The organism is Streptomyces sp. NPDC093546 (assembly GCF_044765045.1).
Taxonomy (GTDB): domain Bacteria; phylum Actinomycetota; class Actinomycetes; order Streptomycetales; family Streptomycetaceae; genus Streptomyces.
This window is the reverse complement of sequence record NZ_JBIWJG010000003.1, coordinates 448,194-475,162: the sequence shown is the minus strand read 5'-3', so window position 1 is coordinate 475,162 and position 26,969 is coordinate 448,194. Positions and strand designations below refer to the sequence as shown.

Annotated in this window: 23 protein-coding genes; 5 read left to right on the top strand and 18 right to left on the bottom strand. The window is 73.4% G+C overall.

What is annotated here, in order from left to right; all coding sequences use genetic code 11:
* Positions 1–933: a polysaccharide deacetylase family protein gene (locus ACIRNI_RS08725; protein ID WP_403549554.1), complete on the bottom strand. Its 933-nt coding sequence runs from the start codon at positions 931–933 to the stop codon at positions 1–3.
* Positions 934–1,042: 109 nt separating this feature from the next.
* Between ACIRNI_RS08725 and ACIRNI_RS08720 the strand changes: the two genes are divergently transcribed.
* Positions 1,043–2,221, top strand: a complete 1,179-nt coding sequence (locus tag ACIRNI_RS08720) for a methyltransferase domain-containing protein (RefSeq protein ID WP_403549883.1) — start codon at positions 1,043–1,045, stop codon at positions 2,219–2,221.
* Between the two features lie 32 nt (positions 2,222–2,253).
* Here ACIRNI_RS08720 and ACIRNI_RS08715 read toward each other — a convergent pair whose 3' ends face one another.
* From ACIRNI_RS08715 to tsaB, 6 genes are all read right to left on the bottom strand, one after another.
* On the bottom strand, positions 2,254–2,892 hold the full coding sequence (locus ACIRNI_RS08715) for a hypothetical protein (RefSeq protein ID WP_403549552.1): 639 nt from the start codon (positions 2,890–2,892) through the stop codon (positions 2,254–2,256).
* 48 nt (positions 2,893–2,940) lie between these two features.
* Complete coding sequence (locus ACIRNI_RS08710) at positions 2,941–3,786, bottom strand: polysaccharide deacetylase family protein (RefSeq protein ID WP_403549550.1); 846 nt, start codon at positions 3,784–3,786, stop codon at positions 2,941–2,943.
* 90 nt (positions 3,787–3,876) lie between these two features.
* The gene (locus ACIRNI_RS08705; protein WP_403549548.1) at positions 3,877–4,137 is read right to left on the bottom strand and encodes a hypothetical protein; all 261 of its coding nucleotides are present in this window, start codon (positions 4,135–4,137) and stop codon (positions 3,877–3,879) included.
* Entirely contained in the window at positions 4,134–5,231 is a 1,098-nt protein-coding gene (gene tsaD, locus ACIRNI_RS08700; RefSeq protein ID WP_355354058.1) for a tRNA (adenosine(37)-N6)-threonylcarbamoyltransferase complex transferase subunit TsaD, read from the bottom strand. The genes ACIRNI_RS08705 and tsaD overlap by 4 nt, the downstream gene beginning before the upstream one ends.
* Complete coding sequence (rimI, locus tag ACIRNI_RS08695) at positions 5,224–5,685, bottom strand: ribosomal protein S18-alanine N-acetyltransferase (protein ID WP_355354123.1); 462 nt, start codon at positions 5,683–5,685, stop codon at positions 5,224–5,226. Before rimI ends, tsaD begins: the two co-directional genes overlap by 8 nt.
* Before the next feature lie 29 nt (positions 5,686–5,714).
* Positions 5,715–6,371, bottom strand: a complete 657-nt coding sequence (gene tsaB, locus ACIRNI_RS08690; protein WP_355354055.1) for a tRNA (adenosine(37)-N6)-threonylcarbamoyltransferase complex dimerization subunit type 1 TsaB — start codon at positions 6,369–6,371, stop codon at positions 5,715–5,717.
* Between the two features lie 134 nt (positions 6,372–6,505).
* On the opposite strand from tsaB, the gene ACIRNI_RS08685 reads away from it, so the two are divergent.
* Complete coding sequence (locus tag ACIRNI_RS08685; RefSeq protein WP_403549544.1) at positions 6,506–7,048, top strand: hypothetical protein; 543 nt, start codon at positions 6,506–6,508, stop codon at positions 7,046–7,048.
* 12 nt (positions 7,049–7,060) lie between these two features.
* Here the strand turns inward: ACIRNI_RS08685 and ACIRNI_RS08680 are convergent, their stop codons facing one another.
* The 9 genes from ACIRNI_RS08680 to ACIRNI_RS08640 all read right to left on the bottom strand — a co-directional run bounded on the left by ACIRNI_RS08680 (position 7,061) and on the right by ACIRNI_RS08640 (position 15,992).
* On the bottom strand, positions 7,061–7,225 hold the full coding sequence (locus ACIRNI_RS08680) for a hypothetical protein (protein ID WP_403549542.1): 165 nt from the start codon (positions 7,223–7,225) through the stop codon (positions 7,061–7,063).
* A gap of 162 nt (positions 7,226–7,387) precedes the next feature.
* On the bottom strand, positions 7,388–7,942 hold the full coding sequence (gene tsaE, locus ACIRNI_RS08675) for a tRNA (adenosine(37)-N6)-threonylcarbamoyltransferase complex ATPase subunit type 1 TsaE (protein ID WP_403549540.1): 555 nt from the start codon (positions 7,940–7,942) through the stop codon (positions 7,388–7,390).
* A complete protein-coding gene (locus ACIRNI_RS08670; RefSeq protein ID WP_355354043.1) occupies positions 7,914–9,140 on the bottom strand; it encodes an alpha/beta hydrolase in 1,227 nt (408 codons plus the stop codon). Before ACIRNI_RS08670 ends, tsaE begins: the two co-directional genes overlap by 29 nt.
* A 48-nt stretch (positions 9,141–9,188) precedes the next feature.
* Positions 9,189–10,340 (bottom strand): alanine racemase, encoded by a 1,152-nt coding sequence (gene alr, locus ACIRNI_RS08665; protein ID WP_403549538.1) that lies wholly within the window; start codon positions 10,338–10,340, stop codon positions 9,189–9,191.
* A gap of 57 nt (positions 10,341–10,397) precedes the next feature.
* Positions 10,398–11,834, bottom strand: a complete 1,437-nt coding sequence (locus tag ACIRNI_RS08660; RefSeq protein ID WP_403549536.1) for an NAD(P)H-hydrate dehydratase — start codon at positions 11,832–11,834, stop codon at positions 10,398–10,400.
* Between the two features lie 38 nt (positions 11,835–11,872).
* A complete protein-coding gene (locus tag ACIRNI_RS08655) occupies positions 11,873–12,241 on the bottom strand; it encodes a holo-ACP synthase (RefSeq protein ID WP_403549534.1) in 369 nt (122 codons plus the stop codon).
* Positions 12,242–12,253: 12 nt separating this feature from the next.
* A complete protein-coding gene (gene glmS / locus ACIRNI_RS08650; RefSeq protein ID WP_403549530.1) occupies positions 12,254–14,101 on the bottom strand; it encodes a glutamine--fructose-6-phosphate transaminase (isomerizing) in 1,848 nt (615 codons plus the stop codon).
* Between the two features lie 50 nt (positions 14,102–14,151).
* Positions 14,152–14,970, bottom strand: coding sequence for an ABC transporter permease (locus ACIRNI_RS08645; RefSeq protein ID WP_403549528.1), 819 nt, complete (start codon positions 14,968–14,970; stop codon positions 14,152–14,154).
* Complete coding sequence (locus ACIRNI_RS08640; protein WP_403549526.1) at positions 14,967–15,992, bottom strand: ATP-binding cassette domain-containing protein; 1,026 nt, start codon at positions 15,990–15,992, stop codon at positions 14,967–14,969. The genes ACIRNI_RS08645 and ACIRNI_RS08640 overlap by 4 nt, the downstream gene beginning before the upstream one ends.
* A 201-nt stretch (positions 15,993–16,193) precedes the next feature.
* On the opposite strand from ACIRNI_RS08640, the gene ACIRNI_RS08635 reads away from it, so the two are divergent.
* A complete protein-coding gene (locus ACIRNI_RS08635; RefSeq protein ID WP_403549524.1) occupies positions 16,194–16,928 on the top strand; it encodes a hypothetical protein in 735 nt (244 codons plus the stop codon).
* A gap of 68 nt (positions 16,929–16,996) precedes the next feature.
* On the opposite strand, the gene ACIRNI_RS08630 is transcribed toward ACIRNI_RS08635, so the two are convergent.
* Together ACIRNI_RS08630 and ACIRNI_RS08625 are read right to left on the bottom strand one after the other, a co-directional pair.
* Complete coding sequence (locus tag ACIRNI_RS08630) at positions 16,997–17,365, bottom strand: DUF6086 family protein (RefSeq protein WP_403549522.1); 369 nt, start codon at positions 17,363–17,365, stop codon at positions 16,997–16,999.
* Entirely contained in the window at positions 17,362–24,606 is a 7,245-nt protein-coding gene (locus tag ACIRNI_RS08625; protein WP_403549520.1) for a hypothetical protein, read from the bottom strand. The genes ACIRNI_RS08630 and ACIRNI_RS08625 overlap by 4 nt, the downstream gene beginning before the upstream one ends.
* A 338-nt stretch (positions 24,607–24,944) precedes the next feature.
* Here ACIRNI_RS08625 and coaA point away from each other — a divergent pair, with 338 nt between their 5' ends.
* Both coaA and ACIRNI_RS08615 read left to right on the top strand, forming a co-directional pair.
* Positions 24,945–25,955: a type I pantothenate kinase gene (gene coaA / locus ACIRNI_RS08620; protein ID WP_403549518.1), complete on the top strand. Its 1,011-nt coding sequence runs from the start codon at positions 24,945–24,947 to the stop codon at positions 25,953–25,955.
* A gap of 43 nt (positions 25,956–25,998) precedes the next feature.
* Complete coding sequence (locus tag ACIRNI_RS08615) at positions 25,999–26,937, top strand: DUF389 domain-containing protein (protein ID WP_403549516.1); 939 nt, start codon at positions 25,999–26,001, stop codon at positions 26,935–26,937.
* Positions 26,938–26,969: the final 32 nt, after the last annotated feature.

The window sequence follows — 26,969 nt, the reverse complement described above, 5'->3', positions numbered from 1 at the left end:
TCATACGTAGTCCTCGAGCTTCGCGACGGCGTAGCCCTTCGCCGTCACGACGTTCATGACGTACCGGATCATGTCCGGCATGCTGCCCTTCCAGTCCTCCCGGCCCCGGAAGTGCGTGAGGATGATGTCGCCGGGGTGCAGGTCCCGGTCCCACTCGCGCCACTCCATGTGGTCGGGGAACGCCTCGGCCGACCACAGGGGCACGGCCTTGACGCCGCAGGACCGGGCGGCGCGCAGGGTGTCGGCGTTGTAGTTGCCGTACGGCGGGCGGAAGAGCGGCGGGCGCGTGCCGTAGCGCTTCTCGATGACGTCCTGCTGGCCGCAGATCTCGCGCTTCTGCTCCGCGTAGGAGAGGGCGGGCATGTAGCGGTGGTTGAGGGTGTGGTTGTGCAGGGCGACGCCGGTCCTCTGCATCTTCGCGAAGTAGCCGTAGTCCTCCCTGACCAGGTAGTCGCTGAGGAACGCGCTGTACGGGATGTCGAGTTCGTCCATCATCCGCACCAGCTCGGGGTCCTTCTCGGCGCCGTCGTCGATGGTGAGGAACACGATCCGCTCCTTGGTGGGGACGGTCGTGAAGACGGGCGGCAGGGTGGGGTCGCCCACGCCGAAGCCCTTACGGAAGGTGATCTTCGGCTTCTCGGCGGCCGTGGGCGGCGGCGGCGCGGCCAGCGGCGTGAGCTTCAGCCCCCACTTGCGGGCGGCGACGGCGCGGGCGGCCTGCGCGCGCTTGACCCTCTCGACGTACGCGGCCAGCGCGCCGGCCGGACCGGCGGCCGCGGCGGCGGCACCCTGCTGCGGCTCGGGCTGCTTGCCGGCGGGGGCGACGTCCCGCCCGGGGTCGGCGTCACCGCAGGCGGCGAGTGCGGCGAGGAGGAGAGCGGCGAGCACGGCGGCGGCGCGGCGGGGCCGCCTCCCCCTCGCGGCCGACGGCATTTGTTCTGTTTGTCGTACTAGCTGCATGGCGCCGCATCCTGTCAGCGCCGTGCCTCGCCGCCCGGGCGACACCGCCGCCCCGCGCGCACCATCGCCCACCTGGCCCACAATGGGGCGGGTGACCGATCTCGCCGCCTTCTCCGCGCTCCTCACCGACGAGGGCCAGGCCCTGCTGGCCGCCCTGCGCGACTACGACCCGTCCCAGGAGCTCGCCGTCGCCTCCCGGCTGCGCCGGGACCACCCCGCCGACCTGGTCACGGCGGCGCTCGCGCAGGCCCGGCTGCGGCAGCGGGCGGTGGCGAAGTTCGGCGCGTCGGACGCGTACCGGATGTACTTCACGCCGAACGGCGTCGAGCAGTCGACCCGGGCATCCGTCGGCGCCCACCGCGCGGCGCGCTTCCGGGAGCTGGGCGTACGCGGCGTCGCGGACCTGTGCTGCGGCATCGGCGGCGACGCGATCGCGCTGGCCCGCGCCGGGATCCGGGTCCTGGCCGTCGACCGGGACCCGCTGACCGCCGAAACCGCCCGCGCGAACGCCGAGGCGCTGGACCTGGCCGACCTGATCGAGGTGCGCTGCGCGGACGTCACGGAGGTCGACACCTCCGCGTACGACGCGGTCTTCGTGGACCCGGCCCGGCGCGGCGGCCGGGGCCGCGTGTTCGACCCCGAGGCGTACTCGCCGCCCCTGTCCTGGGCCGTCGGCACGGCACTCGAGGCGCCGCGCGCCGCGCTGAAGATCGCCCCCGGCATCCCGCACGAGACGGTGCCGCCGGAGGCCGAGGCGGAGTGGATCTCGGACGGCGGCGACGTGAAGGAGGCCGTCCTCTGGTTCGGCACCCGACCCGGCGCGGTCACCGCCACGCTCCTCCCGGGCCCGCACACCCTCACCGGCCGCGGCCTGCCCAACCCGCCGGTCCGCGAGGTCGGCCGCTTCCTGTACGAGCCCGACGGCGCGGTCATCCGCGCCCACCTGGTCGCGGAGGTCGCCGAGGAGCTCGACGGCGGGCTGCTCGACGAGACGATCGCCTACATCACGGCGGACGAGCTGCGCCCGACGCCGTACGCCACCGCGTACGAGATCACCGACCGGCTCCCCTTCAACGTCAAGAAGCTCAAGTCCCTCCTGCGCGAACGGGAGGTGGGCAACCTGACGGTCAAGAAGCGCGGCTCGGCGGTCGAACCGGAGGAGCTCCGCCGCAAGCTGAAGCCGAAGGGCCCGAACGCGGCGACGGTCTTCCTGACCCGGGTCGCGGGAGCGCCGACGATGCTGATCGGGCGCCCCGCGTAGGGCCTGCCTTTCGGATCAGGCCCTAAGTCGCTTCAGCGCACGGGCTCCGGGCGGCGCGCCCCGAGCCGTACCGCCCAGCGGTAGTGGCCCACCGCCTTGGTCAGGGCGATCAGGCCGTGCACCCACAGGATGAGGCCGACGCCCATGAGGGCGGCGACCTCGGCGTACGTCGTGGTGCCCGGGCGGGCCGAGGCGGGGACCGCGAAGCAGAGCCACAGGCCCGGGGCGCACAGCGCGAAGGCGAGCAGGAACCAGACCAGGCTCAGCACCGGCACCCGGAAGGCGGCGTCGCGCGGCGGGTCGGTGTCCAAGGCGGCCCACTGGACGAGCAGTTCGCGCGCCGCGTGGTCACGGCGGACGGCGAAGGCCACGGCGAAGACCGCCGGGATCACGACGGCGAGGCCCACGCAGACGCCCAGGGCGCCCGCCACCGCCGTGAGCGGGTCCACCATGCCGTCGGTCACCGACATCAGGGATCCGCCGACCGCCAGCCAGCCCGCCTGCAGGGCCGCCAGCGTCAGCAGGAACAGCACCAGCCGCCTGCCGCCCAGGATGCGCCACGTCAGCTCCCCCATGGCCCGGTTCCGGTCGGCGAGCAGCGCCTCGCGGTGGGGCCAGGTGCGCAGGTGCGCGGGCGGAGGGGGCGGGGGCAAGGGGCGGCGTGGAGACATGCTCCGAGGCTAGCGACCGTGATCACGCGTGCGGCACGGCACCCTGCGTCAGACGTAGTCCTCCAGGCGGGCGACCGTGAAGCCCTGCTCCTGGATGCGGCGCAGCATGTTCGCCGTCATCTCGGTCATCGAGGTGCCCTTGAGGTCCTGCGGGCCGCGGAAGTGGGCGAGGACGATGTCGCCGGGGTGGAGCTTCCGGTCGCCGCGCTGGTACTGCATGTTGGTGATCTGCATCGACTCGCGCCACAGCACGATGGCCTCGACGCCGCACCGCGCGGCGGCCGCGCGGGTGTCCTCGTTCCAGTTGCCGTAGGGCGGGCGGAAGAGGCGCGGCGCGGTGCCGTAGGTCCGCTCGAGCTTGTCCTGCTGGCCGCAGATCTCGCGCTGCTGCGCGGCGGCGCCGAGGGTGCGGAGGTTGGGGTGGGTGAGCGTGTGGTTGGCGACGCCCGTGCCGCCGCCGAGGTCGCGCAGGCGCGTGAAGTACGCGTAGTCGTCGCGTATGGCCGCGTCCGTCAGGAACATCGTGAAGGGGACCTTCAGCTCCCGCATCATCTCGACGAACTCGGGATCCTTCTCGGCACCGTCGTCGAAGGTGAGGAAGACGACCTTGTCGTTGGTCGGTATCTCGCTGATGACGGGTACGGGGCCGCCCGCGCCCGTCCGCACCGGCTTGACCTTCGGCGGGGCCGGGGGCGCAGGGAAGGGCTTCAGGCCCCACTTCGCGTACGCGGCCTCCGAGGAGCTCGAGGCGTCCGGAGCCTGGCGCGGCGGCGCGGCGGCGGTCGTGCTCGGCGCCGGCCCCGGCTCCGTGGCGGAACCGGAATCCGACGCCGTACAGCCCGATATGAGCAACGCCGCGGCCAACGCCGCCGCGCGCGCGATGTACTTCCCCACCCTGGAACCTCACGTCCGAACACCTGATCGTCAGCTGCGTCCTGCTTGACGGCTGAATCAGGCCGGAGGTTCCGTCAGGCCGTGACCGTGTCAGTCCGTCCCGTGGGACGTGAACCGCCAGCGGTGCACCGGCCGCGTCACCAGGTCCGCCGGCGGCTCGGGCAGTTCGGGCAGGTCCGCGTCGTACGGCGCGTCCCACCACGTCAGGACGAGGACCCGGTCACCCGGCGCCGTGAAGGTCTCCCGGCGCCGCGGTACGACGGCGAGCCCGGCCGCCCGCGCCCACGCCAGGAGCTCTGGGCCCCGGCCCTCGGCGGCGCGGGCCTCCCACATCAGGGTGACCGCGGTCATGAGTAGAGGTTGTCCTTGCTGATCTCGTGCACATGGTCATGGCTGTGGCCGTTCCCGGGCACGTGGGGCTCGGTCACCGGCAGCGAGGAGTCGGCGGGCAGCTCCAGGTCGGAGGCCGGCCGGTTGCGGGCGACCATCTCGGCGCCGAGCGCCGCGACCATCGCGCCGTTGTCCGTGCACAGGCCCGGCCGGGGCACGCGCAGCCGGATGCCGGCCCGCTCGCACCGCTCCTCGGCCAGCGCGCGCAGCCGCGAGTTGGCCGCCACACCGCCGCCGATCATCAGGTGGTCGACGCCCTCGTCCTTGCAGGCGCGTACGGCCTTGCGGGTCAGGACGTCGACGACGGCCTCCTGGAAGGACGCCGCCACGTCCCGGACCGGCACCTCCTCGCCCGCGGCGCGCTTGGCCTCGATCCAGCGGGCGACCGCCGTCTTCAGGCCCGAGAAGGAGAAGTCGTACGCCGGGTCGCGCGGCCCGCTCAGGCCGCGCGGGAACGCGATCGCCGTCGGGTCGCCCTCCTTCGCCAGCCGGTCGATCACCGGCCCGCCCGGGAAGCCGAGGTCCAGCACGCGCGCGATCTTGTCGAACGCCTCGCCCGCCGCGTCGTCGATCGTCGCGCCCATCGGGCGGACGTCGGAGGTGATGTCCGGGGCGAGCAGCAGCGACGAATGGCCACCGGAGACGAGCAGCGCCATCGTCGGCTCGGGCAGCGGCCCGTGCTCCAGCTGGTCGACGCAGATGTGCGAGGCCAGGTGGTTCACGCCGTACAGCGGCTTGCCCAGCGCGTACGCGTACGCCTTGGCCGCCGAGACGCCGACGAGCAGCGCGCCCGCGAGGCCCGGGCCCGCCGTGACCGCGATGCCGTCGAGGTCGCGGGCGGAGACGCCCGCCTGCTCCAGGGCGCGCTCGATGGTCGGAACCATCGCCTCCAGGTGGGCGCGGGAGGCGATCTCGGGCACCACGCCGCCGTACCGCGCGTGCGCGTCCACGCTCGACGCGACGGCGTCCGCGAGCAGGGTCGTGCCCCGGACGATGCCGACGCCGGTCTCGTCGCAGGAGGTCTCGATGCCGAGGACGAGGGGTTCGTCAGCCATCACTCTCAGTTCCTTGTACGGTCAGGCGCATCACCAGCGCGTCGATGTTGCCCGGCTGGTAGTAAGCGCGGCGGAAGCCGATCGGTTCGAAGCCGAAGCGCTCGTACAGCTTCTGGGCGCGGGTGTTGTCCACGCGCACTTCGAGGAGCACCTCGTCGCACTCGAAGGCGGTGGCGTGCCGCAGCAGTTCGGTCAGGAGCCGCGCCCCGAGCCCGGTCCCCCACTGGTCGCGGGCGACGGCGATGGTCTGTACGTCGCCGAGCCCGCCGGCCGCCGCGAGCCCGGCGTATCCGACGAGCCGGCCGTCGGGGGACTCGGCCACCACGTAGCGGCGGGTGGAGTGCGGGCCGCGCGCGTGGGCGAGCTCGGACCAGAACATGCCGGCCGACCAGGCGTCGTCGGGAAACAGCTCCCGCTCCAGCGCCAGCACCGGCTCGATGTCCCACCAGCGCATCTCGCGAAGCGCGGCCGTGGTCACCGTGGTCACTTCGGCGTGACCACCTTGTAGTTCTTCGGCACCTGGGCGTCGGGGCGCCGCAGGTACAGCGGCAGCGGGTCCTCGAACGACCCGCCCTCCCGCAGCCGTTCGGCGGCGAGCGCGGCGAGGGCCGCGGCCGACTGGTGCTCGGGGTCGCGGGCGTCGGGGAAGACCTCGCCGTACAGGCGCGCTCCGGCGCCGACGGCCGGGAGGCCGGCGACCTGGTCGGCGATGTCGGCGGGGCGGTCGACGGCGGGGCCGGTCGCGCGCGTACGGCAGTCGTCGTACCGGGCCCAGTAGACCTCCTTGCGGCGCGCGTCCGTCGCCACGACGAACGGCTCGTCGATCCCGGAGGCGTACGCGAGCCCGTCGAGCGTGCAGACGCCGTGCACCGGTACGCCGCCGAGCGCCGACGCGAAGGTGGCGGCGGTGACCAGGCCGACCCGCAGCCCGGTGTACGGGCCGGGTCCGACGCCCACGACGATGCCGGTCACGGCGTCCAGCTTCCGGCCGGCCTCCCGGAGCACCCGGTCGACGGCGGGCAGCAGCAGCTCCCCGTGGCGGCGGGCGTCGACCTGGGCGGCCTCGGCGAGGACGGTGTCCCCGTCGTGGAGGGCGACGGTGACGGCGGGTGTGGCGGTATCCATGGCGAGCAAGAGCACGCAAACAGCCTACGGCTCCGGGGGCGGGCGCACGGCCGCCCCGGTCCCTCCGCGCGCTGCTGCTACCGTCACCTCATACGTACGCGTACGCGCGAGAGGTGGGCAGCAGGGTGGCAAGGAGCAGCTCGGGATTCGTGGCCGGGCTCACCGTGGCGGCGCTGGCCGCGGTCGGTTTCCTCGCCTATCAGGCGTCGGCCAACGTCCCGGCCGACCTCGCGGCGAAGCCCTCGGCGACGCCGAGCGGCCCCGCGACCCCGGCCCCCGCGCCGGGCGGCGGAACCAAGGCCGCGGACCCGCTGGCCCTGCCGGAGGAGTCGGGCACGGGGATGCGGGTGGTGTACGCGCTCGGCGCCCGGCGGGTCTGGCTGGTGGCCGCGAACGGCACGGTGGCACGGACGTTCGAGGTGATGCCGAGCACGGTGCACCCGAAGCCGGGCACGTACGCCGTGACGACCCGCTCGGGCAGCGTGGCCGGTTCCGACGGCGTGCGGATCGAGCACGTGGTGCGGTTCGCCCGGGTCGACGGGGTGACGATCGGCTTCAGCGCGGCGGTGGACGGCTCGATGGCCAGCCCGGACCCGACGCGCAAGACGGGCGGCATCCGGATGAAGCGGGCGGACGGCGACGCGCTGTGGACGTTCGCGGCGGTCAACTCGAAGGTCGTCGTCGTCCCGTAAGGCGTGACGCGGTCACGCGGCGTCGGACGACACCGCGTCTTCGTCCGGCGCCGCGGCGTCGGCGCCGTCGTCGGAAGCGGCTTCGTCCTCGGCCCGGGGCGGCGTGGACACGGCGTTGGCCGCCGCGCACGACGCCAGCAGATCGCGCATCGAGACATCCTGCTCGGACGTCGGCATCGGTTGCCTCCTGGGGCTCCGGGGGCAGGCGTGGTTAGGTAGACCTAACCACGTACGGGTATCCATGGGACCACGCCCCGGAGGTACGGCGCAACATCGTGCCGACACCTTGTCGGAAAGTACGGAGCCCGGCGGCGCCCCGGCGCCCCGGCGCCTCGACGCTCAGCCGAGGTCGAGGCCGAGCCCCAGGCCCGCGAGGTCGGCGTCGGCCCAGCGCGCCCCGTACCCGGACAGCGTCACCACGCGCCGCTCGTCGTCCGTCGAGCCGACCACGCGGTGGATCACCACGTGCAGCCGGTCCTCGGACAGCTCCTCGACCTTGCCCTCGCCCCACTCCACGACGACCACCGAGTCCGGCAGGGACACGTCGAGGTCGAGGTCCTCCATCTCGTCGAGGCCGCCGCCGAGGCGGTAGGCGTCGACGTGGACGAGCGCGGGGCCGCCGGTCAGCGACGGGTGGACGCGGGCGATGACGAACGTCGGGGACGTGACCGCCCCCCGCACGCCGAGCCCCTCGCCGAGCCCGCGGGTCATGGTCGTCTTGCCCGCGCCCAGCTCGCCGGTCATCAGGACCAGGTCGCCGGGGCGCAGCAGCTTCGCCAGTGCGCGGCCGAGCTCCTGGGTCTGCTCGGGCGCGTGGAGGGTGAAACGCGCGGTGGCGGTGGCGGTGGTGGCGGCGGCCTCGGCCTCAGCCGCCGGGCTGTGCGGTGCTTCCATACCCGCCAACGTTAGCCGCTGCGGACACCGCTCCCACGCGCGCCAGCAGGTCCGCGAGCCGGTCGGTCACCGCCTCCGGGTGCTCCAGCATCACCAGGTGCCCGCCGTCCGGGACGATGACCAGCTCGGCGTCGGGGAGGAGGTCGGCGATCGCCTCGGTGTGCGAGCTGGGCGTGACCAGGTCCTGGTCGCCCGCGAGCGCGAGCACCGGCACCTCGGCGAAGACGCGGAGCGCGGCCGCCTTGTCGTGGTCCGTGAAGGCCGGGTAGAACTCCGCGACCACGTCGATCGGCGTGCCCTCGATCATCCGCTCCGCGAACCGCGCGACGGCCGGGTCCACGTCCCGCGACGAGAACGAGTAGCGCTTGATGAGCCCCGCGAAGAGGTCCGCGGTCGCCCCGCGGGCCCGCTCCACCAGCTCCGCCTGCGAGCCGAGCGCCCGCAGCACGCCCGGCAGCACGCGGCGTACGGCGTTGACGCCCGCCACCGGGAGGCCGTAGTTCACCTCGCCGAGCCGGCCGCACGACGTACCGACGAAGGCGACGCCGACGACCCGCTCGCGGATCAGCTCGGGGTACTGGTCGGCCAGCGCCATCACCGTCATGCCGCCCATGGAGTGCCCGACCAGCACGAGCGGCCCCTCGGGCGCGGCCGCGTCGATGACGGCCTTCAGGTCGCGGCCGAGCTGGTCGATGGAGACCGGCACGGCGTCCGGGCCGCGCCGCTGGGCGACACCGCGCCCGGAGCGGCCGTGGCTGCGCTGGTCCCAGTGGACGGTGCGCACCAGGCCGCGCAGGGCCGCGCGCTGGAAGTGCCAGGAGTCCTGGTTGAGGCAGTAGCCGTGGCTGAATACGACCGTGACGGGCGCGGGGGCCTTGGAGCCGAAGAGGCGGCGCCGGCGCGGGACGCCGCCCCCCGCGTCCATCTCGTCGGGGTCGGCCACCTCGTCGACCTCGTAGTACAGCTCCGTGCCGTCGTCCGCCGTCGCCTTGCCGGGGGTGCCGCGCAGCGCGCCGTACGGGCCCGCCGCGTCCAGCGCGAGGCGGGCCTTCCTGCGCATGCCGCGGCCGACGGTGAGGCGCTCTATGGCGACACCGGCGGCCGCACCGGCCGCGACCACTCCTATCGCCGCGCCGGCGAAACCGGCGCGTCGCCAATTGCCGGCGGCCGCGGCCTCCACGGCACTGGTCTCACTCACGCGGCTGCTCCTCGCGGGATCGTGGGGAACGAGGGGGGTGTCCGGTCGTCAGGTGGTCACGTTCGTATAGACGCGTGGTACCCGCGATCCGATCCGGGTCACGATCTCGTACGCGATCGTGTCCGCCGCCCGTGCCCAGTCCTCGGCGGTCGGCTCGCCCCGGTCGCCGGGGCCGAACAGCACGGCCTGCGCGCCCGGCTCGACGGCGTCGCCCTCCAGGTCCACCACGAACTGGTCCATCGCGACCCGGCCGGCCACCGTCCGCACCCGGTCCCCGACCAGCACGGGGCCGCGGCCGGACGCGTGGCGCGGGATGCCGTCGGCGTACCCGACGGGGATGAGGCCGAGGGTGGTCGGGCGGTCGGTGACGTAGTGGTGTCCGTAGCTGACACCGTGCCCGGGCGGTACGGACTTGACCAGCGCGAGGTTGGCGAGCAGCCGCATCACGGGCCGCAGCCCGAAGTCGGCGGGTGCGCCGACCTCGGGGATCGGCGAGACGCCGTACATGGCGATGCCGGTCCGTACGAGGTCGAAGTGGGTATCGGGCAGGGTGAGGGTGGCCGGCGAGTTGGCCAGGTGCCGCACCTCGGGCCGGACGCCCGCCTTCTCCGCGTACTCCAGCATGGTGTGGAACGCGTCCAGCTGGGCGGCGATGGAGGGGTGGCCGGGCTCGTCGGCGCACGCGAAGTGCGACCAGATGCCGGTGACCCGGAGCAGGCCGTCGGCCTCGGCCTTCAGCGCCTCGCCGACGAGCCGGGGCCAGTCGGCGGGCTGGCAGCCGTTGCGGCCGAGGCCCGTGTCGGCCTTGAGCTGCACGCGCGCCGGCTGTGCGGTCCGGCGCGCCGCCTCGATGACCTCGTCCAGGGCCCACATCCCGCTCACGGCCACGTCCACGTCGGCCCGGATGGCCTCGTCCCAGGGGCCGCCGGGCGTCCACAGCCAGCACAGGACGGGCGCGTCGATCCCGGCCGCCCGCAGCGCGAGCGCCTCGTGCGGCGTGGCGGTCCCGAGCCAGGTGGCTCCCGCCTCCAGCGCCGCCCGGGCACAGGGCACGGCCCCGTGCCCGTACGCGTCGGCCTTCACGACGCCCATGACCTGGACGTCCGTCCCCACGCGCCCCCGCAGGGCACGCACATTGGCGCGCAACGCCCCGAGATCGATCTCGGCGCGGGCGCGAAGGGTCTGCGGTGTCTCACTCATCGCGCCCAGTCTCTCAGGTGCGCCCGTCGCCCTTGCCGCGCGCTCATGTCATACCCGTCACGCCCGCGCGGGCCCGGTGTCCGGGGAAACCCCCCGCCACGCGGCCGGGAGCGCCTCCGCCACGTCGTACGCCGCGATCGGGGCGTCCCGCGCGGCGTGGCGGGCCGCCAGGCCGTGGAGGTACGCGGCCGCCGACGCGGCGTCCCGGGCCGCGAGGCCGGCCGCGAGCAGGGAGCCCGCGAGGCCCGACAGGACGTCGCCGCTGCCCGCGGTGGCGAGCCACGCCGTACCCGTGGGGTTGACGCGGACCGGCCCCTCCGGGGCGGCGACCAGCGTCGTCGAGCCCTTGAGCAGCACGGTCGCGCCGTACCGGCCCGCGAGCTCCCGGACCGCGTCCAGCCGCCGGGCCTCGACGTCCTCGCGGGCCACGCCCAGCAGCGCGGCGGCCTCGCCCGCGTGCGGGGTCAGGACGGTGGGCGCGGGGCGGGCGCGGACGGCCGCAGGGTCGAGGTGCCGCAGGCCGTCGGCGTCGACCAGGACCGGCACGTCCGAGGCGAGCACGTCGTCGACGCCGGGCGTGTCGCCGAGGCCCGGGCCGATGACCCACGCCTGGACGCGGCCCGCCTTGGCCGGGGGCCCGGAGTGGACGAGCGTCTCCGGGTGACGCGCGATGACGGCGTCGCCGGCCGGGCCGACGTACCGCACGGCCCCGGCCCCGCCGCGCAGCGCGCCGGAGACCGCGAGCACCGCCGCGCCGGGGTAGCGGGCGGAGCCGGCGACCACGCCGACGACGCCGCGCCGGTACTTGTCGCTCTCGCCGGACGGGACCGGCAGCAGCCGGGCCACGTCGGCGTGCTGGAGGGCCTCCAGCTCGGGCTCGTCCGGCAGGCGGAGCCCGATGCCGACGAGCCGTACGGCGCCCGCGTACGCGCGCGCCGGGTCGATCAGCAGCCCGGGCTTGTACGCCCCGAAGGTCACGGTCGCGTCCGCGCGCACCGCCTCGCCCGCGACCTCGCCGGTGTCGGCGTCCACTCCGCTGGGCAGGTCCACGGCGACGACGGCCGCGCCCGCGTCGCGCGCCGCGCGCACCACGGGTACCGCGTCCGGCCGCAGCCCGCCGCGCCCGCCGATGCCGGTGATGCCGTCGAGGACGAGGTCGGCGCGGGCGAGGACCGCGTACGGGTCCTCGGCGACGTGCCCGCCCGCGCCGCGCAGCGCGGCCAGCCCGCCCTCGTGGGCGCGGGAGCCCAGCAGCACCGCGGACACCCCGGCCCCGCGCCGGGCCAGGCGGGCGCCCGCGTACAGCGCGTCGCCGCCGTTGTCGCCGCTGCCGACGAGCAGCACCACGCGCGCGCCGTAGACCCGGCCCAGCAGCCCGGCGCAGGCGGCCGCCAGTCCGGCCGCGGCGCGCTGCATCAGGGCGCCGGGCGGCAGCCGCGCCATCAGCTCGGCCTCGGCGGCCCGTACGGTCTCCACCCGGTAAGCGGTACGCATCCGATCACCCCTCAGCGACGGCTCGTGGACTTCAGCGGTCAACCCTCCGCGATCACCACGGCCGACGCCACCCCCGCGTCGTGGCTGAGCGACACGTGCCAGTGCCGTACGCCCAGCTCGGCCGCGCGGGCCGCGACCGTGCCGCGTACCCGCAGGCGCGGCCGGCCGCTGTCCTCGACGTACACCTCGGCGTCGGTCCACAGCAGTCCGCCGGGCGCGCCGAGCGCCTTCGCGATCGCCTCCTTGGCCGCGAAGCGGGCGGCGAGCGAGGCCATGCCCCGCCGCTCGCCGCTCGGCAGGAGCAGTTCGCGCTCCAGGAAGAGCCGGTCCGCCAGGTGCGGTGTCCGTTCCATCGCCGCCGCGAACCGGTCGATCTCCGCGACGTCGATCCCCACCCCGATGATCATTGCTCTCCCTGCTCACTCCACCGTCACGGACTTGGCGAGGTTACGCGGTTGGTCGACGTCGTTGCCGCGGACGGTCGCCAGCTCGCAGGCGAAGACCTGGAGCGGCACCGTCGACACCATCGGCTGGAGCAGGACCGGCGTCACCGGGACGCGGATCAGGTGGTCCGCGTACGGCACGACCGCCTCGTCCCCCTCCTCCGCGATCACGATGGTCCGCGCCCCGCGCGCCCGGATCTCCTGGATGTTCGACACGATCTTGTCGTGGAGGACGGAGCGGCCGCGCGGCGACGGCACCACGACGACCACCGGCAGGCCCTTCTCGATCAGCGCGATGGGCCCGTGCTTGAGCTCGCCCGCCGCGAACCCCTCCGCGTGCATGTACGCGAGTTCCTTCAGCTTCAGCGCGCCTTCGAGCGCCACCGGGAAGCCAACGTGCCGGCCGAGGAACAGCACGGTGTTCGCGTCGGCGAGCGAGCGCGCCAGCTCGCGCACCGGCTCCATGGTCTCCAGGACCCGCTCGACGTCCTCGCCGATCCTCGCCAGGTCGCGGACCACGGCCCGGATCTCGTCGCCCCACGTGGTGCCGCGTACCTGCCCCAGGTAGAGCGCCAGCAGGTAGACGGCCACGAGCTGGGTGAGGAACGCCTTGGTGGAGGCGACCGCCACCTCGGGCCCGGCGTGCGTGTACAGCACGGCGTCGGACTCGCGCGGGATGGTCGCGCCGTTGGTGTTGGAGATCGCCAGCACCTTCGCGCCCTGCTCGCGGGCGTGGCGCAGCGCCATGAGGGTGTCCATGGTCTCGCCGGACTGGGAGATGGCCACCACCAGCGACTGCGCGTCGAGGATCGGGTCCCGGTAGCGGAACTCGCTCGCCAGCTCCACCTCGCACGGGACGCGGGTCCAGTGCTCGATGGCGTACTTGGCGATCAGCGCCGCGTGGAAGGCGGTGCCGCAGGCCACGATGACGACCTTGCGCGCCTCGCGCAGCACCTCGTCCGGGATGCGGAGCTCGTCCAGCGTCAGGAAGCCGCCCTCGTCGATCCGGCCCAGCAGGGTGTCGGCGACCGCCTTCGGCTGCTCGGCGATCTCCTTGAGCATGAAGGAGGCGTAGCCGCCCTTCTCGGCCGCCGAGGCGTCCCAGTCGACGTGGTACGCCCGCACCTCGGCCGGTGCCCCGTCGAAGTCGGTCACCGTCACGGCGTCCCGGCGCACCTCGACCACCTGGTCCTGGCCGAGCTCGATCGCGGAGCGGGTGTGCTCGATGAAGGCGGCGACGTCCGAGGCGAGGAACGCCTCGCCCTCGCCGACGCCCACCACCAGCGGGGAGTTGCGCCGCGCGCCGACGACCACGTCCGGCTCGTCGGCGTGCACCGCGACCAGCGTGAAGGCGCCCTCGAGGCGGCGGCACACCAGCCGCATCGCCTCGGCGAGGTCGCCGCAGGACGAGAACGTCTCGGCCAGCAGGTGCGCGACGGTCTCGGTGTCGGTCTCCGACTCCAGCGCGTGGCCCCGCTCGGCGAGCTCGGCGCGGAGGGCGGCGAAGTTCTCGATGATGCCGTTGTGGACGACGGCCACGCGCCCGGCGTTGTCGAGGTGGGGGTGGGCGTTGGCGTCGGTGGGGGCGCCGTGCGTGGCCCACCGGGTGTGCCCGATGCCCGTCGCCCCGGTGGGCAGGGGCCGGGAGCCCAGCTCCTTCTCCAGGTTGACGAGCTTGCCCGCCTTCTTCGCGGCGGCCATCCCGCCGTCCGCGAGCACCGCGACACCGGCCGAGTCGTAGCCCCGGTACTCCAGGCGCTTGAGGCCCGCGATCACCACATCGAGCGCCGACTGCCCGCCGACGTAACCCACGATTCCGCACATGTCGGCAGCCTAGGGGAGGCCGCCCGCGCCGGGCAGTAGACCCGCACGCGTCACGCTTTCGCCCGGTACGCCCGCATGGCCAGCGGATAGAAGACCAGGGCGATGCCCGCCGCCCAGACCAGCGACCACAGCACCGGCCGCCCCACCTCGCCACCCAGCAGCAGCCCGCGGAAGGCGTCCGACAGATGGGTCACGGGGTTGATGTCCACCCAGGCCTGGAGCCAGCCGGGCATGGTGTCGACGCGGACGAAGGCGCTGCTGGTGAAGGTGATCGGGAAGATGAGCGTGAAGCCGAAGGCCTGCACCTTCTCCGCGTCGCCCGCCAGCATCCCGATGAGCACCGCGCACCACGACACGGCCGCCGCGAAGGCGATCACCAGCGCCACCCCCACGAGGAAGCCGCCGAGCCCGCCGGTGAGCCGGAAGCCGAGCGCGAGGCCGAGGGCGATCATCAGCAGCACCGCCCACAGGTGCTTGGCCAGGTCGGCGGCGATCCGGCCGATCAGCGGCGCGGAGCGGGCGATCGGCAGGCTCCGCAGCCGGTCGAAGACGCCCTTGGTGAGGTCGGTGTTGAGCGCCATCGCGGTGTAGATCGTCATGAACAGCGTGTTCTGGACGATGATCCCCGGCAGCGCGTAGCGCAGGTACGCGTCCGGCGAGCCGGCCATCTGGCCGCCCATCACGTACGTGAAGAGGAACACGAACATGATGGGCGTGATGCTGTAGTCCACCAGCTCCAGCGGGTTGTGCTTGACGGCCACCAGGCTCCGCCACGCCATGGTGGCGGTCTGGCGCACGGCGGCCCCGGGCCGCACGCGGCCGCTCGCCGTCACCGGGGCGGTCACCGTGGTGGCGGTGGTCGCGGTCATGCCGAGCTCACCACCTTGTCGATGTCGCTGTCGTCGGGCTCCGGCGGCCGCTCGCCCTCCTCGCCGGGCTCCTTGCCGGGCTCCGGCTCGGCGCGGTGGCCGGTCAGCGCGAGGAACACCTCGTCCAGGGAGGAGCGGCGCAGCGTCAGCTCGCCGACCGCGATGCCCGCCCCGTCCAGCCGCCGTACGACGGCGGGCATGAGCTCCGGGTCGTTGACCGGTGCGGTGATCACATCGCCCTCGATCTGGGTCTGCGCCCCGGCGGCCTGCTCCACCAGGGCGTGCGCCGCGGCGAGGTCCGCCTCCCGCACCGGCCGCAGCTGGAGTACCTGGCCGCCCACCTGGGACTTCAGCTCGTCGGGGGTGCCCTCGGCGATCACCCGGCCCCTGTCGATCACCACGATGTCGTCGGCGAGCATGTCCGCCTCGTTCAGGTACTGCGTGGTGAGCAGGGCCGTCACGCCGTCGGCGACCAGGCCGCGCACCATGTCCCACAGCTCGCCGCGGCTGCGCGGGTCGAGCCCGGTCGTCGGCTCGTCGAGGAACAGGATCCGCGGCCGCCCGACCAGGCTCGCCGCCAGGTCCAGCCGACGCCGCATGCCGCCGGAGTACGTCTTCACGGCGCGCCCGGCCGCGTCGGTGAGGTGGAACCGCTCCAGCAGCTCCGCCGCCCGCGCCCGGGCCTCGCGCCGCGGTATGCCCAGCAGCCGCCCGATGAGCAGCAGGTTCTCCGTGCCCGTGAGGTTCTCGTCGACCGCCGCGTACTGCCCGGTCAGGCCCACCATGGACCGCACGAGGCCCGCCTCCCGCACCACGTCGTGCCCGGCCACGGTCGCCCGGCCCGCGTCGGGCTGGAGCAGCGTGGCGAAGATGCGGACGGCGGTGGTCTTCCCGGCACCGTTGGGCCCGAGCAGCCCCAGCACCGTCCCGGTCCGCGCGGCGAGGTCCACGCCGTCCAGCGCCCGGGTCTCCTTGAAGCGTTTGGCCAGGCCCTCGGCCTGGATCGCGTACGCGTACGTCATGGGTTTCCCCTCGGATCGGGGTCGTCGCGCTGACGCGGGCGGACGGCGGCCGGCCGACGCCCACCCTTCCCACAACTGTGACGCACGCCACTGACATTCCCGGCGTCCGCCGACATCAAAACGTAATAATGAAGGCCCCCTACCGCCGGTAAGATCATTTCGCTCATTCTTCAGCCGCGAGAGACGCCAGGAAAGAAAAACATGAGACTGCGCAGGGTCCTCCCGATCGCCGCCGTATTGCCGGCCCTGCTCGCGGTGTCCGCGTGCAGCGGAGAATCAGCCGAGTCCGGCGATAAGAAGCCGAAGCCGAAAGCAAGCGCGACAAGCACGACGGGCGGGGGAGCGGACGAAAAGGCGGCCGCCGAGGCCAAGCGCATCGGCGCCGTGGATCCGCAGACCCTCGAAAAAGCGACGCTCTCCGGAAAGAAGAACGGTTTCGAAGTCAAGAAGGTCGCCAAGGCCGAGGTGGAAGCAGGCCGGGACATGAAGGCCGACAAGGCCGAGTGCCAGCCCCTCGCGAGTGTCGCCGGAGGATTCACCCACATACCGGCGGTGAGCGTGGAACACCGCTCCCTCGAACCCACCGAGGCGAAGAACGCCACCATCGGCTCCATGTGGCTCGCTTCCCACTCGGAGAAGAACGCCCAGCGGGTCATGACGGACCTGCGGACCTCGCTCGAGAAGTGCCCAAGCGGCTTCAAGACCCTGGGCCTGACCTACACGGCGGTCGAGCCGGTGAAGGCCCCCTCCCTGGGTGACGAGTCCCTCGGGTACCGCATCACCAGCACCGTCGCCAAGCAGAGCGTCCCCATGACGTACACCGTGGTCCGCAAGGACGGCGTGGTCGCAGTCTTCTACGGTGTCAACATGCTGACCCCGAAGAACAGTGCGATCCCGGAGGCGGTCGTCAAGGCGCAGCTGGACCAGCTGGGCTGAACCCCTTGCGCCACCCACGTGAAAGCGCCCGGCCGGGAGACCCGGCCGGGCGCTTTCCTTCGCTTCCGCTAGTCCGACGGTGCGAGCATGGGCAGCTTCCGCGCCCTGACCTCTTCGAGGTAACCGCTCTCCTCCGGCGTACGGGCGGTGATTCCCAGATTTCCTCGGTCCGCCATGGCGATGAGGATGGGAAGGATCCCGTCCAGCATCATGCTCTTGTACATGTGCAGGCTCTGCGCCCGTTCGGCGAGAACCCGCTGCACGAAAGCGGCGAACTCCCCGGGATCGATTTCGACCATTCCCATGAGGTCGTCCCCGACTCCGGACGGGACACGGTATTCCTCCGAAAGCGTCTTCACCGTTCCCAGGAAGATGCGCGCGACGGAATTGGCCGGGCCCCAGATCGTGTCATCACCGATGTCGAAGGTATAGCTCATGACGGCCAGTCTAGGCGGATGTCCACGTCCGGATGGATCGCTTTGAGTTCCTGCATGCGCTGGGCGACAAGGTCTTTCAGACCCGGATTGATCTGCAGGATCGCCGGGTCCTCGAACCGGATTCCGATGGGCGCGTCCTCGTAGCCCGCGAGCAGGGGGCGAGCCGTCTTGTAGCCCTTGATCTTCTTCCCGACGTGCTTGTCCACCCACTTCTGCAGCTGTTCCTGCGTCAGCTTCCGCGCGGTCACGGTCTTGTTCTCCCAGAGCACGCCGCCCCGCACGAGATCGATGTCGGTGATCGTGTTGGAGAGGTCGTTCGGGTCGTCGATCTGGATCTCGGTGTCACCCTCCTTCAGGTGGTACCTCATGTCGGAGCCGAGGCGCTTGCGCCCCATGTACCCGTCGAGGACCTCGATCTCGTCGCAATCGAGCGGATCGCCGGCCGAGGTCGCGGAGGAGAAGCCCATCGTGGACAGGCCGGACGTGCCCGAGGACCTGGTGCCCGGGACGGTGAGGCAGTCCGGTGAGCGGTCCGGCTTGGGCTCCGGCTCCTTCTTGAAGTTCTCGATGACCTGCCGGAGCCGGTCGATGGTCTTCTTGCCCCATTCGGCCCGCGAGAAGAACTTCGAGACGCCCGAGACCACGGTCGCGATCGCCTTGGCCACCGCGGGCAGCTTGCCCACGACCACGACCAGGCTGGCGACGTTGACCAGGCTCCACAGGCAGCTCTCTACGTCGCCCTCGCCGAAGCAGCGCTTCAGGTCGTTGACCCCGATGAGCTCCAGGAGCACGTCGGCGCCGTTGGCCTTGATCCAGTCGACGACGGTCTGCGACACCGCGGCGTACGCGGCCTTGTAGTCGTCGACGCACCGCTGGCCGCACGCCTCCAGGAGGATGGCCTGCTCCTCGGCGGTCAGCGGGATACCGGGATCGAAGAGAACGCCCTTGTCACCCGACTCCATCGCCCGCTTGCGCTCTTCCTCCAGGCGCTTGCGCTCCTCCTCCTCGGCGCGGGTGGCCGCGGAGTCCGCCTGGGTGGCGGACTCCCGCGCGTTGGCCGCCGCGGACTCCGCGCGGACGGCGTCGTTCTCCGACACCGTCGCAATGCGGTCGGCCGCGTTGGCGTCGGTCTGGGCGTCGTCGGCCGCGGTACGGGCGCTCGCCGCGTCCCGCTCCGCCTCGGTGGCCTCCCGGTCGGCCGCGGCCGCGTCGGTGGACGCCTCGTTGGCGGCGAACGACGCGTAGACGGCGTCCGTACCCGCCTGCATGGCGTAGCCGTCGGCCCGCTTGGCCGCGGCCTGCGCGGCCTTGGCCGCCTCCTCCGCCGCCGCCGCGGCGGCCTGGGCGCGCTGCACGGCGCGTGCCGCGCGCTCCGCGTCCTTGGCCGCCGCCGCGGCCGCCTCAGCCGCCAGCTTGGCATCGGCCGCCGCCTGCTCGGCGAGGCGCTGGGCCTCGGCCGAGTACGCGGCCGCTTGGGCCGCCTTGGCCTCGGCCGCCGCCGCCTGCTGCTGCGACAGGGTCAGCGCGCCCTGGCCGGTGAGCACGGCGAAGGCCGCCGACGCGTCGGTCTCCTGGTAAGGAGTTCCGATGGCGATGGCTTCCTGTGCCGGCTTGACGACCTGGGTCGCGGTGTCACGTGCCGCGCTCGCCGCCTGGGCGGTGGCGTAGGCGTAGCCGGCCGTCTTGGCCGCCCACTGGGCGGTCTTGACCGCCTCGCTCTGGGCCGCGGCCGCCTCCTGCTTCGCGACGGCCGCCGCGGCGGACGCCCTCTTGGAGTCCTCCTCGGCCTGCTTCGCGTTCAGCGCCGCTGCCTCGGAGGCGTCGATGGCGACGGCCGCAGCCGAGTGGGCCGCAGCCGCCGACCCCTGGGCGGTGTAGTACGCGGACCAGGCGTTGTCCGCGGCCTTCTGGGAGTTGGCAGCGGCGACCTTCGCCTCGGTGGCCGCCGCTCGCGCGTTGATGGCCGCCTGGGACGCCTCGTTCGCCGCCGTACGGGCCGCCGTGGCGGCGGCCGCCGCCTCGTTCGCCGCCGTACGGGCCTCGGTCGCGGCCGCACGGGTCTCCCCGGCGGCTTCTGTGCCCTCGGCCGCTGCCGCTGCCGCTTCCAGGGCCGCGGCCCTGGAGTCGGTGGCGCGCTGGTGCTTCTCGGCCTCGACGGCTCGGTCCCGCGCGTCCGCGGCGTCCAGCTCGGCCCGCTCGGCCACGGCCCTCTTCGAGGCCGCCGTGCCGCCCGCCGTGGTGGCGTCGTTCAGCGCGTTACCGGCCCGGGTCCGTTCGGTCTGGGCCCGGCCCTCGGCAGCCCCCGCCTTGTTGCGCTCGGACTCGGCGGTCGATCGAGCTGCGGCGGCCTTGGCGCGCTCCAGCTCGGCGACGGCCCGCTGGTTCTGCGCCGTGGCCGCGGCCGCCTTGGCCTCCTGCTCCTCCTTCTCCGCGGTGGTCCGGGCCTGCTGGGCGATCTTCAGGTTCGCCTCGGCCTCGGCCGCTTGCTTGTCGGCGCTGTCCGCCGCGGCCTTCGCCTGGGCGGCGGCCTCCTGTGCGGCGATCCTGCGGAACTCGGTGTTCAGCGCGTGCGCCTGGGTCTGCGCCAGGGCCAGCAGGGTCTGGGACGTCGCGACCGTGGCGTTCGTCGCGTTCAGCGCCGTCTCGGTCGCCTTCGCGGCGGCCGTGGCGGCCGCGCCCGAGGCGCGGGCGACCTGGACCGACTGCTGGGCGTACATCAGGCCACGGCCGCGCGGCACGCCGGCCGCGTCCGCGATGGCCCAGGCCTCCTGCTGGGCCGTGACCGCACGCTGGGCGGCGGCGTTGGCCAGACCGGCCTGCGACTTGGCGGTGGTGAGCAGGGCCTGGACCTTGCCTCGGGCCTTCGCCAAGTCCGTGTTGGCCCGGTCGAAGAGGGCCTGCTTCGGCTTGAAGATGCTGCCCGGGTCGTTCTTGAGCTGGTCGTGCCAGTACTTCTGCCAGCGCAGGATCTGGTCGGCGAGCCACGCCTGGCCGATGGCCTCGACCATGGTGTCCGCGGCGGAGCGGGTCGCGGCGGCGGCGTCGGCCTCCGCCTGCATGATGACCGCGCGCGGGGCGGCCTGGCCGGCGTACTCCGCCTCCCATTCGGCGGAGGCCTGGGAGACGGCCTCGCTCAGGGCGTTGCGCGGGTCGACCGGGTCCTGGTGGTTGCAGGAGGCCCAGGCCTGCTTGAGGTTCTCGACCTCGATGCGGAACGCCGCCGAGCCCTCGGTGACCTTCCCGGCGGGGAAGCCGCCGTGCCGCAGATAGGTGGCGATGTCCGCGGAGGTGGTGCCGCCGGCGAACCGGGTCTGGTTCAGGTTCCAGTCCCGCAGCATGGAGTCCGCCGCGAAATCGTGCCAGGCGTCCTTGCCCCGGTTCTGCTCGGTGATCTGGCGGGCCTTGGCGATCGCCTCCGGGCTGGCGTTGGTGTGGGCGTCCCAGCCGAGGCGGGAGGCCAGCTTCGCCTGCGTGGAGAGGGTGAAGCCGAGGACGTCGGCGCCGAACTCCGGTGCGTGCAGCGTGATCCCGTCGTCGAACGAGCTCATCGCGTACGGGCGGTTGGCGTCCTCCAGGAGGGCCTTGCGCGCCGCGACGGCGTCCACGTAGGCGTAACCCGCCTCGCGGTCCTGGTCGCTGGCCTGCCCCAGGGGCATGAACCCGATCCAGCCCATGTCACCGACGACGGCGTGCAGCTGGTCGTTGGTGCCGCCCAGGCCCTCGATGGCCTTGGCCTTCATCTTCGCGCCGCCCGCGTGCAGGGCGACACCCGCGACGCAGCGCTCCAGGCGCGGGGTGCTGCGGACGTCACGGATGACGGCGGTCAGCTCGTTGAGCCGGCGCAGGGCGTTGTCGGCGTCGACGAAGATCTGCCGCATGCCGGTGGAGACCTTCTCGATCGCCTGGGCGAGCGCGGGCATACGGCCCACGATCACGGCGGACGAAGGGATGTCGACGAGCGCCCAGAGGCACTCCTCGACGTCCGACGCGGCCAGGCACTGCTTGACCTTGGCGGGGTCGAGCTGCTCGAAGAGGATCTGGCCGCCGTTGGCGCCGGCCCACTCGACGACGTTCACGGAGACGGCCGCGAGGCCCTTGCGGTAGTCGTCGACGCAGGTCTGGCCGCAGGCGTCGAGGAGGATCTTCTCCTCGCGCTCACCCAGCACCGGCCAGTTGTTCGCGCCGCCCTTGATGGGCGTGGTGCCCTCGGCGAGCGCTGTCTTGTGCGCGGCCTCGTTCTTCTCGCGCTGCTCCTGCTCGGCCTTCTTCGCGGCCTCCTCGGCGGCGGTGCTGTGGCCCTGTGCGTCGCCCGCGTTCGTCTCGGCGGTCTTGGCCTCCTGTTCGGCCGTGGACGCCTTCCCGGCCGCGTCCTTGGCCGCTTCGCCGGCCCGGCCGGCCTTCTCGTTCGCCTCGGCGGCGTGCCGCTCGGCGTCGGTGGCCTCGCGGTCCGCCTCGAGGGCGACGCTGTTCGTCTCGTCCGCGACGAGGCGGGCGCTGGCGGCGTCGTTCCCGGCCTGCTGGGCGTGGTCCGCGGCGGTGTCGGCGGCGGCCTTGGCGCCCTGCTGGGCGCCGGCGGCCTCGGCCGCGGACGCCTGGGCGCGGGTCACGGCCTCGACGGCGCGGACCGAGTCCGCGGCGGCGCGGGCGGCGGCCTCGGCGGCGAGCTTCGCGTCGCCGGTGGCCTGGGCGGCGGCCTGCTGTGCTGCCTCGGCGGCGGCGGCCGCCTCGACGGCCTTGGCCTCGGCGGCGGCGGCCTGCTGCTCGGCGATCGTCTTCGACGACTGGCCGACGAGCACGGCGAACGCGGCGGCGCTGTCCTTCTCCTGGTACGCGCTGCCGACGACGACGGCCTCACCGGCGGCGGCGACCGCCTCCTTGGCGCTGTCACGGGCGGCGAGCGCGGCCTGGCCGGCGGCGTAGGCGCGGCCGACCACGGTCGCGGCCGACTTCACCGCCTCCGCGGCGCCGGTCCCGGCGGCGACGGCCTCCTGCTGGGCCTTCTTGGCGAGCTCGGTGGCGTTCGCCGATGCCGTGGCGGCGAGGTCCGCGCGGGTCGCGGCGTCCTGCGACGCGTCCAGGGCGGTGGCCGCGGCGGCGTGCGCGGCGGAGGCGGCGCTGAGGGAAGTGTGGTACGCCGACCACGCGCTGCTCGCGTTGGCCTCGGCGCGCTCGGCGGCGCCCTCCGCCGTGGTGGCGGCGGCGCGGGCGGCGACGGCGGCCGTGGTGGCCTCGTCCGCGGCCGTCTGGGCGGCGGTCGCGGCCTCGGCGGCCTGGTTCGCGGCCGTACGGGCGGTGGTGGCCGCCGCGCGGGTCTCGGCGGCGGCTGCGGTGCCCTCGGCGGCGGCGGCCGCGGCTTCGAGGGCGGCGGCGCGGGCCGCTGTGGCCTGCCGCGCCTGGAGGGCGGCGATCGCCTTCTCGCGCGCGGTCTGCGCGGCCTTCGCCTTCTCGTCGGCGACCTTGCGCTTGGCCGTCGCGTCCGTGGTCGCGGTCTTCGCGGCCGTGTCGGCGCTCTTGGCCGCCGTCTGCTGAGTGGCGGCCCGCTGCTCGGCTTCCTGCGCCTTGGCGCGCTCGGCGGCGGCCTTGGCCCGGGAGGCGACGGCGGTGGCCTGCTCCGCCTGGGCCTTGGCGCGCTCGGCGGCGGCGGTGGCGGCGGCGGTCTTGGCCTTGTCGCGCTTCTGTTCGGCCGTGGTCTGCGCGTTCTTGGCCGTGGTCGCGCTCGCGGCGGCGGCCGTGGCGTTGGCCTCGGCGCTGTCGGCGGCGGCCTTCGCCTGAGCGGCGGCCTCCTCCGCGGCGACGCGGCGGAACTCCGTGCTGATCGCGTGCGACTGGGTCTGCGCCTTGGCGAGCAGCGCGTCCGCGTCGGCGATGGTCGCGTTGGCGGCACCGAGCGCGGTTTCGGTGGCCTTGGCCGCGGCCGCCGCGGCGGCGCTGGAGGCGCGGGCGACCTGGACCGACTGCTGCGCGTACATCAGACCGCGGCCGCGCGGCACGTGGGTGGTGTCCGCGACGGCCCAGGCTTCCTGCTGGGCGGTCGCGGCCTTCTGGGCCGCGGTGGCGGCCGAGGCGGCGTGCCCCCTCGCCGAGGTGACCAGGGCCGCCACGTTGGAGCGGTAGCGGGCGAGGTCGGCCGCGGCCTGGTCGTACATCGCCTGGTCGGGCTTCTCGAAGATGGTGTCGGGATCCTGGGCGAGGTGGTCCTGCCAGTACTTCTGCCAGGTCAGGATCTGCTCGACGAGCCAGGCCTGGCCGATGGCCTCGACCATGTTGTCGGCGGCGGCCCGCGTCGCGGCGTAGGCGTCGGCCTCCGCCTGGATGATCGTGGCGCGCTGCGCGGCCTGTCCGGCGTACTCCAGCTCCCACTCGACCATCGCGGCCATGACCGGCTCGTTGAGCTTGCGCCGCGGGTCGACCGGGTTCTGGTGGTCACAGGCGGCCCAGGCCTGCTTCAGGTCCTCGACCTCGACGCGGTACGCGGCGGAGTCCTTGGCCGGCGCCTCGACCGCGAAGCCGCCGCGCCGCAGGTAGGACGCGATGTCGCTGGAGGTCGTACCGCCCGAGTAGCGGGTGTTGTTGACCTCGCTGTCCATCAGCATGGAGTGCGCGGCGGCGTCGTGCCAGTCGTCCTTGCCGCGGTTCTCCTCGGTGATCGCCTTGGCGCGGGCGACGGCCTCGGGGCTGGGGTTGCTGTGGCCGTCCCAGCCGAGGCGCCAGGCGAGTTCCCTCTGCGTGACGCTGGTGAAGTGGCCGACGTCCTCGCCGAACTCCGGCGCGTGCAGCTCCATGCCGTCGTCGGCCCAGGCCGAATCGACATAGGGCTTGTTGGCGGCGTTGAGGCCGTTGGTGCGGGCCGTGGCCGCGTCGATGTAGGCGCTGCCCGCCTCCTCGTCGGCGTCCTTGGCCTGACCGAGGGGGCCGTAGCCGATCCAGCCGATGTTCCCGACGACGTCGCGGAGCTGCTGATCGGTGCCGGTCAGGCCCTCGATGGCCTTGGCCTTCATCTGGGGGCCGCCGACGTGCAGCGCGACTCCGGCCAGACAGCGGTCGAGCCGCCGCTGCTGGCCGATGGTGTTGCGCTCGTACCCCGTGTCCTCCTCGGGCACCGTCTCGGCCGCGGCGGGCACGGCCTGGATCAGTCCCAGCAGGACCGCGGACGCGGTCGTCAGCGCCGTCGCGCTGATGGCCCCGGCCAGTGTGGACCGGAGGCGACGCCGGCGTCTGCCGACGTCTCGGAACAGTGACATGGTCTGCCCTGCAATCTCGCGATCGTCCGGCAGCCCAGCCATGGGCATGACAGCAGGCCCACCCCGGCACAGCGCAGTGCCGGTGTGCTCGCCCCTCCCACGAGTCGGCACTGCCGCTTACGTCGCGACCATGTCACAACAGACCCTGCAAATGAAGGCCACATAATCTTCACCAAGTGGGCACGGAGTCCTAGCGACGGACAAACGGAACCGCCTCTTGATCATGTTGTTACCCGCCGTAAAGCACGCACCCCGCGACGCCGTGCCCCGCTCGCGCGTGACCGACCCCACCCCCCGCAGAGGCCCCCCAGCGGCCCTCCAGCCCCGACAATGGCCAGGTGATCACCTCGCCGTCCCGAAGTGCCACCGCGCCCCGGAGCGCCTCCGCCCAGCGTCGCGCGGAGGCCACGCCGTACGTCGACCTCACCCGCGAGGAGTGGAGCGCGCTGCGGGACAAGACGCCGCTGCCGCTGACCGCCGCGGAGGTCGAGCGGCTGCGTGGTCTGGGCGACGTCATCGACCTCGACGAGGTGCGCGACATCTACCTGCCGCTCTCGCGGCTGCTCAACCTCTACGTCGGCGCCACCGCCAACCTGCGCGGCGCGCTCAACACCTTCCTCGGCGACGCCGGCGAGCGCGGCTCCCAGCGCGGCACGCCCTTCGTCATAGGGGTCGCGGGCTCCGTCGCCGTCGGCAAGTCGACCGTCGCCCGGCTCCTCCAGGCGCTGCTCGCCCGCTGGCCGGAGCACCCGCGCGTCGAGCTGGTCACCACCGACGGGTTCCTGCTGCCCATGAAGGAGCTCAAGGAGCGGGGCCTGGTGTCGCGGAAGGGCTTCCCCGAGTCGTACGACCGGCGCGCGCTGACGCGCTTCGTCGCCGACATCAAGGCGGGCAAGGACGAGGTGACCGCGCCCGTCTACTCGCACCTCATCTACGACATCGTGCCCGGCGAGCGGCTCACGGTCCGGCGCCCCGACATCCTCATCGTCGAGGGCCTCAACGTGCTGCAGCCCGCGCTGCCCGGCAAGGACGGCCGCACGCGGGTCGCCCTCGCCGACTACTTCGACTTCTCGGTGTACGTCGACGCGCGCACCGAGGACATCGAGTCCTGGTACCTGAATCGTTTCCGCAAGCTGCGCGAGACAGCCTTCCAGAACCCGTCGTCGTACTTCCGCAAGTACACCCAGGTGTCGGAGGAGGAAGCGCTCGCGTACGCCCGCACGACCTGGCGGACCATCAACAAGCCGAACCTCCTCGAGAACGTCGCACCGACCCGCGGCCGTGCCACCCTCGTCGTGCGCAAGGGCCCGGACCACAAGGTCCAGCGGCTCTCCCTGCGCAAGCTCTGATCCGCAAGCTCAGATCCGCAAGCTCCGAAAGGGACGCGCACCCGTGCTGCATCTCCGCCTGATCGTGCCGACGGACCGCACCGACGACGTGGTGCGCACCATCGAGAAGACGGTCGGCACCACGCACCTCGCCGTCGTCCCCGGCGCGGCCCGCGACCCGGCGGGCGACCTGGTGCTGTGCGACGTGGCGCGCGAGGCCGGGGACGAGCTGATCGCGGACCTGTGCGCGCTCGGCATCGACAAGACGGGCTCGATCGCCGTCGAGGACATCGGCCTGTCGCTGTCGAAGCACGCCGAGAAGGCGGAGGAGGACGCGCCGGGCGAGGGCGCGGACGCCGTGCTGTGGGACCAGCTCCAGGAGGCCACGCACGAGGAGTCCACGCTCTCCGTCACCTACGTGGCGTTCCTGACCCTCGCCACCATGATCGCGGCCTGCGGTGTGGTGCTGGACAACGCCATCCTCATCGTGGGAGCGATGGCCGTCGGCCCCGAGTTCGGCCCGCTGGCCGGCATCTGTACGGCGCTGGTGCGGCGCCGGCCGAAGCTGGCGGTGCGGGCGCTGGTCGCCCTGGTGGTGGGATTCGCCGTCGCCATGGCGCTGACGGTGGCCTTCAGCCTCGCGATGGACGCGCTCGGGCTGTTCACCGAGACCAAGCTGAACGGCGAGCGCCCCAACACCGGCTTCATCTACGCGCCCGACTGGTTCTCGTTCGTCGTGGGCCTGCTCGCGGGCGCCGCCGGCACGCTGTCGCTCACCTCGGCCAAGTCGGGCGCCCTGGTGGGCGTGGCCATCTCGGTCACCACCGTCCCGGCGGCGGCGAACGCGGCGGTGGCGCTGGGCTACGGGGACTTCGGCCAGACCAAGGGCTCGGTCGAGCAGCTGCTGCTGAACCTGCTGGCGATCCTGCTCGCCGGGACGCTGACGCTGCTGACGCAGAAGTTCTTCTGGACACGGGAGCGCCGCCGTACCCAGCGGGCCTGAGGCCGGGCACGCGGAAGGGGCGCCCCACCGGT

Coding starts and splice junctions, on each gene's coding strand:
- ACIRNI_RS08725 (WP_403549554.1), bottom strand. CDS start 933: ATGCCGTCGGCCGCGAGGGGGAGGCGGCCCCGCCGCGCCGCCGCCGTG.
- ACIRNI_RS08720 (WP_403549883.1), top strand. CDS start 1,043: ATGGGGCGGGTGACCGATCTCGCCGCCTTCTCCGCGCTCCTCACCGAC.
- ACIRNI_RS08715 (WP_403549552.1), bottom strand. CDS start 2,892: ATGTCTCCACGCCGCCCCTTGCCCCCGCCCCCTCCGCCCGCGCACCTG.
- ACIRNI_RS08705 (WP_403549548.1), bottom strand. CDS start 4,137: ATGACCGCGGTCACCCTGATGTGGGAGGCCCGCGCCGCCGAGGGCCGG.
- tsaD (WP_355354058.1), bottom strand. CDS start 5,231: ATGGCTGACGAACCCCTCGTCCTCGGCATCGAGACCTCCTGCGACGAG.
- rimI (WP_355354123.1), bottom strand. CDS start 5,685: ATGCGCTGGTGGGACATCGAGCCGGTGCTGGCGCTGGAGCGGGAGCTG.
- ACIRNI_RS08680 (WP_403549542.1), bottom strand. CDS start 7,225: ATGCCGACGTCCGAGCAGGATGTCTCGATGCGCGATCTGCTGGCGTCG.
- tsaE (WP_403549540.1), bottom strand. CDS start 7,942: ATGGAAGCACCGCACAGCCCGGCGGCTGAGGCCGAGGCCGCCGCCACC.
- alr (WP_403549538.1), bottom strand. CDS start 10,340: ATGAGTGAGACACCGCAGACCCTTCGCGCCCGCGCCGAGATCGATCTC.
- ACIRNI_RS08660 (WP_403549536.1), bottom strand. CDS start 11,834: ATGCGTACCGCTTACCGGGTGGAGACCGTACGGGCCGCCGAGGCCGAG.
- ACIRNI_RS08655 (WP_403549534.1), bottom strand. CDS start 12,241: ATGATCATCGGGGTGGGGATCGACGTCGCGGAGATCGACCGGTTCGCG.
- glmS (WP_403549530.1), bottom strand. CDS start 14,101: ATGTGCGGAATCGTGGGTTACGTCGGCGGGCAGTCGGCGCTCGATGTG.
- ACIRNI_RS08645 (WP_403549528.1), bottom strand. CDS start 14,970: ATGACCGCGACCACCGCCACCACGGTGACCGCCCCGGTGACGGCGAGC.
- ACIRNI_RS08640 (WP_403549526.1), bottom strand. CDS start 15,992: ATGACGTACGCGTACGCGATCCAGGCCGAGGGCCTGGCCAAACGCTTC.
- ACIRNI_RS08635 (WP_403549524.1), top strand. CDS start 16,194: ATGAGACTGCGCAGGGTCCTCCCGATCGCCGCCGTATTGCCGGCCCTG.
- ACIRNI_RS08630 (WP_403549522.1), bottom strand. CDS start 17,365: ATGAGCTATACCTTCGACATCGGTGATGACACGATCTGGGGCCCGGCC.
- ACIRNI_RS08625 (WP_403549520.1), bottom strand. CDS start 24,606: ATGTCACTGTTCCGAGACGTCGGCAGACGCCGGCGTCGCCTCCGGTCC.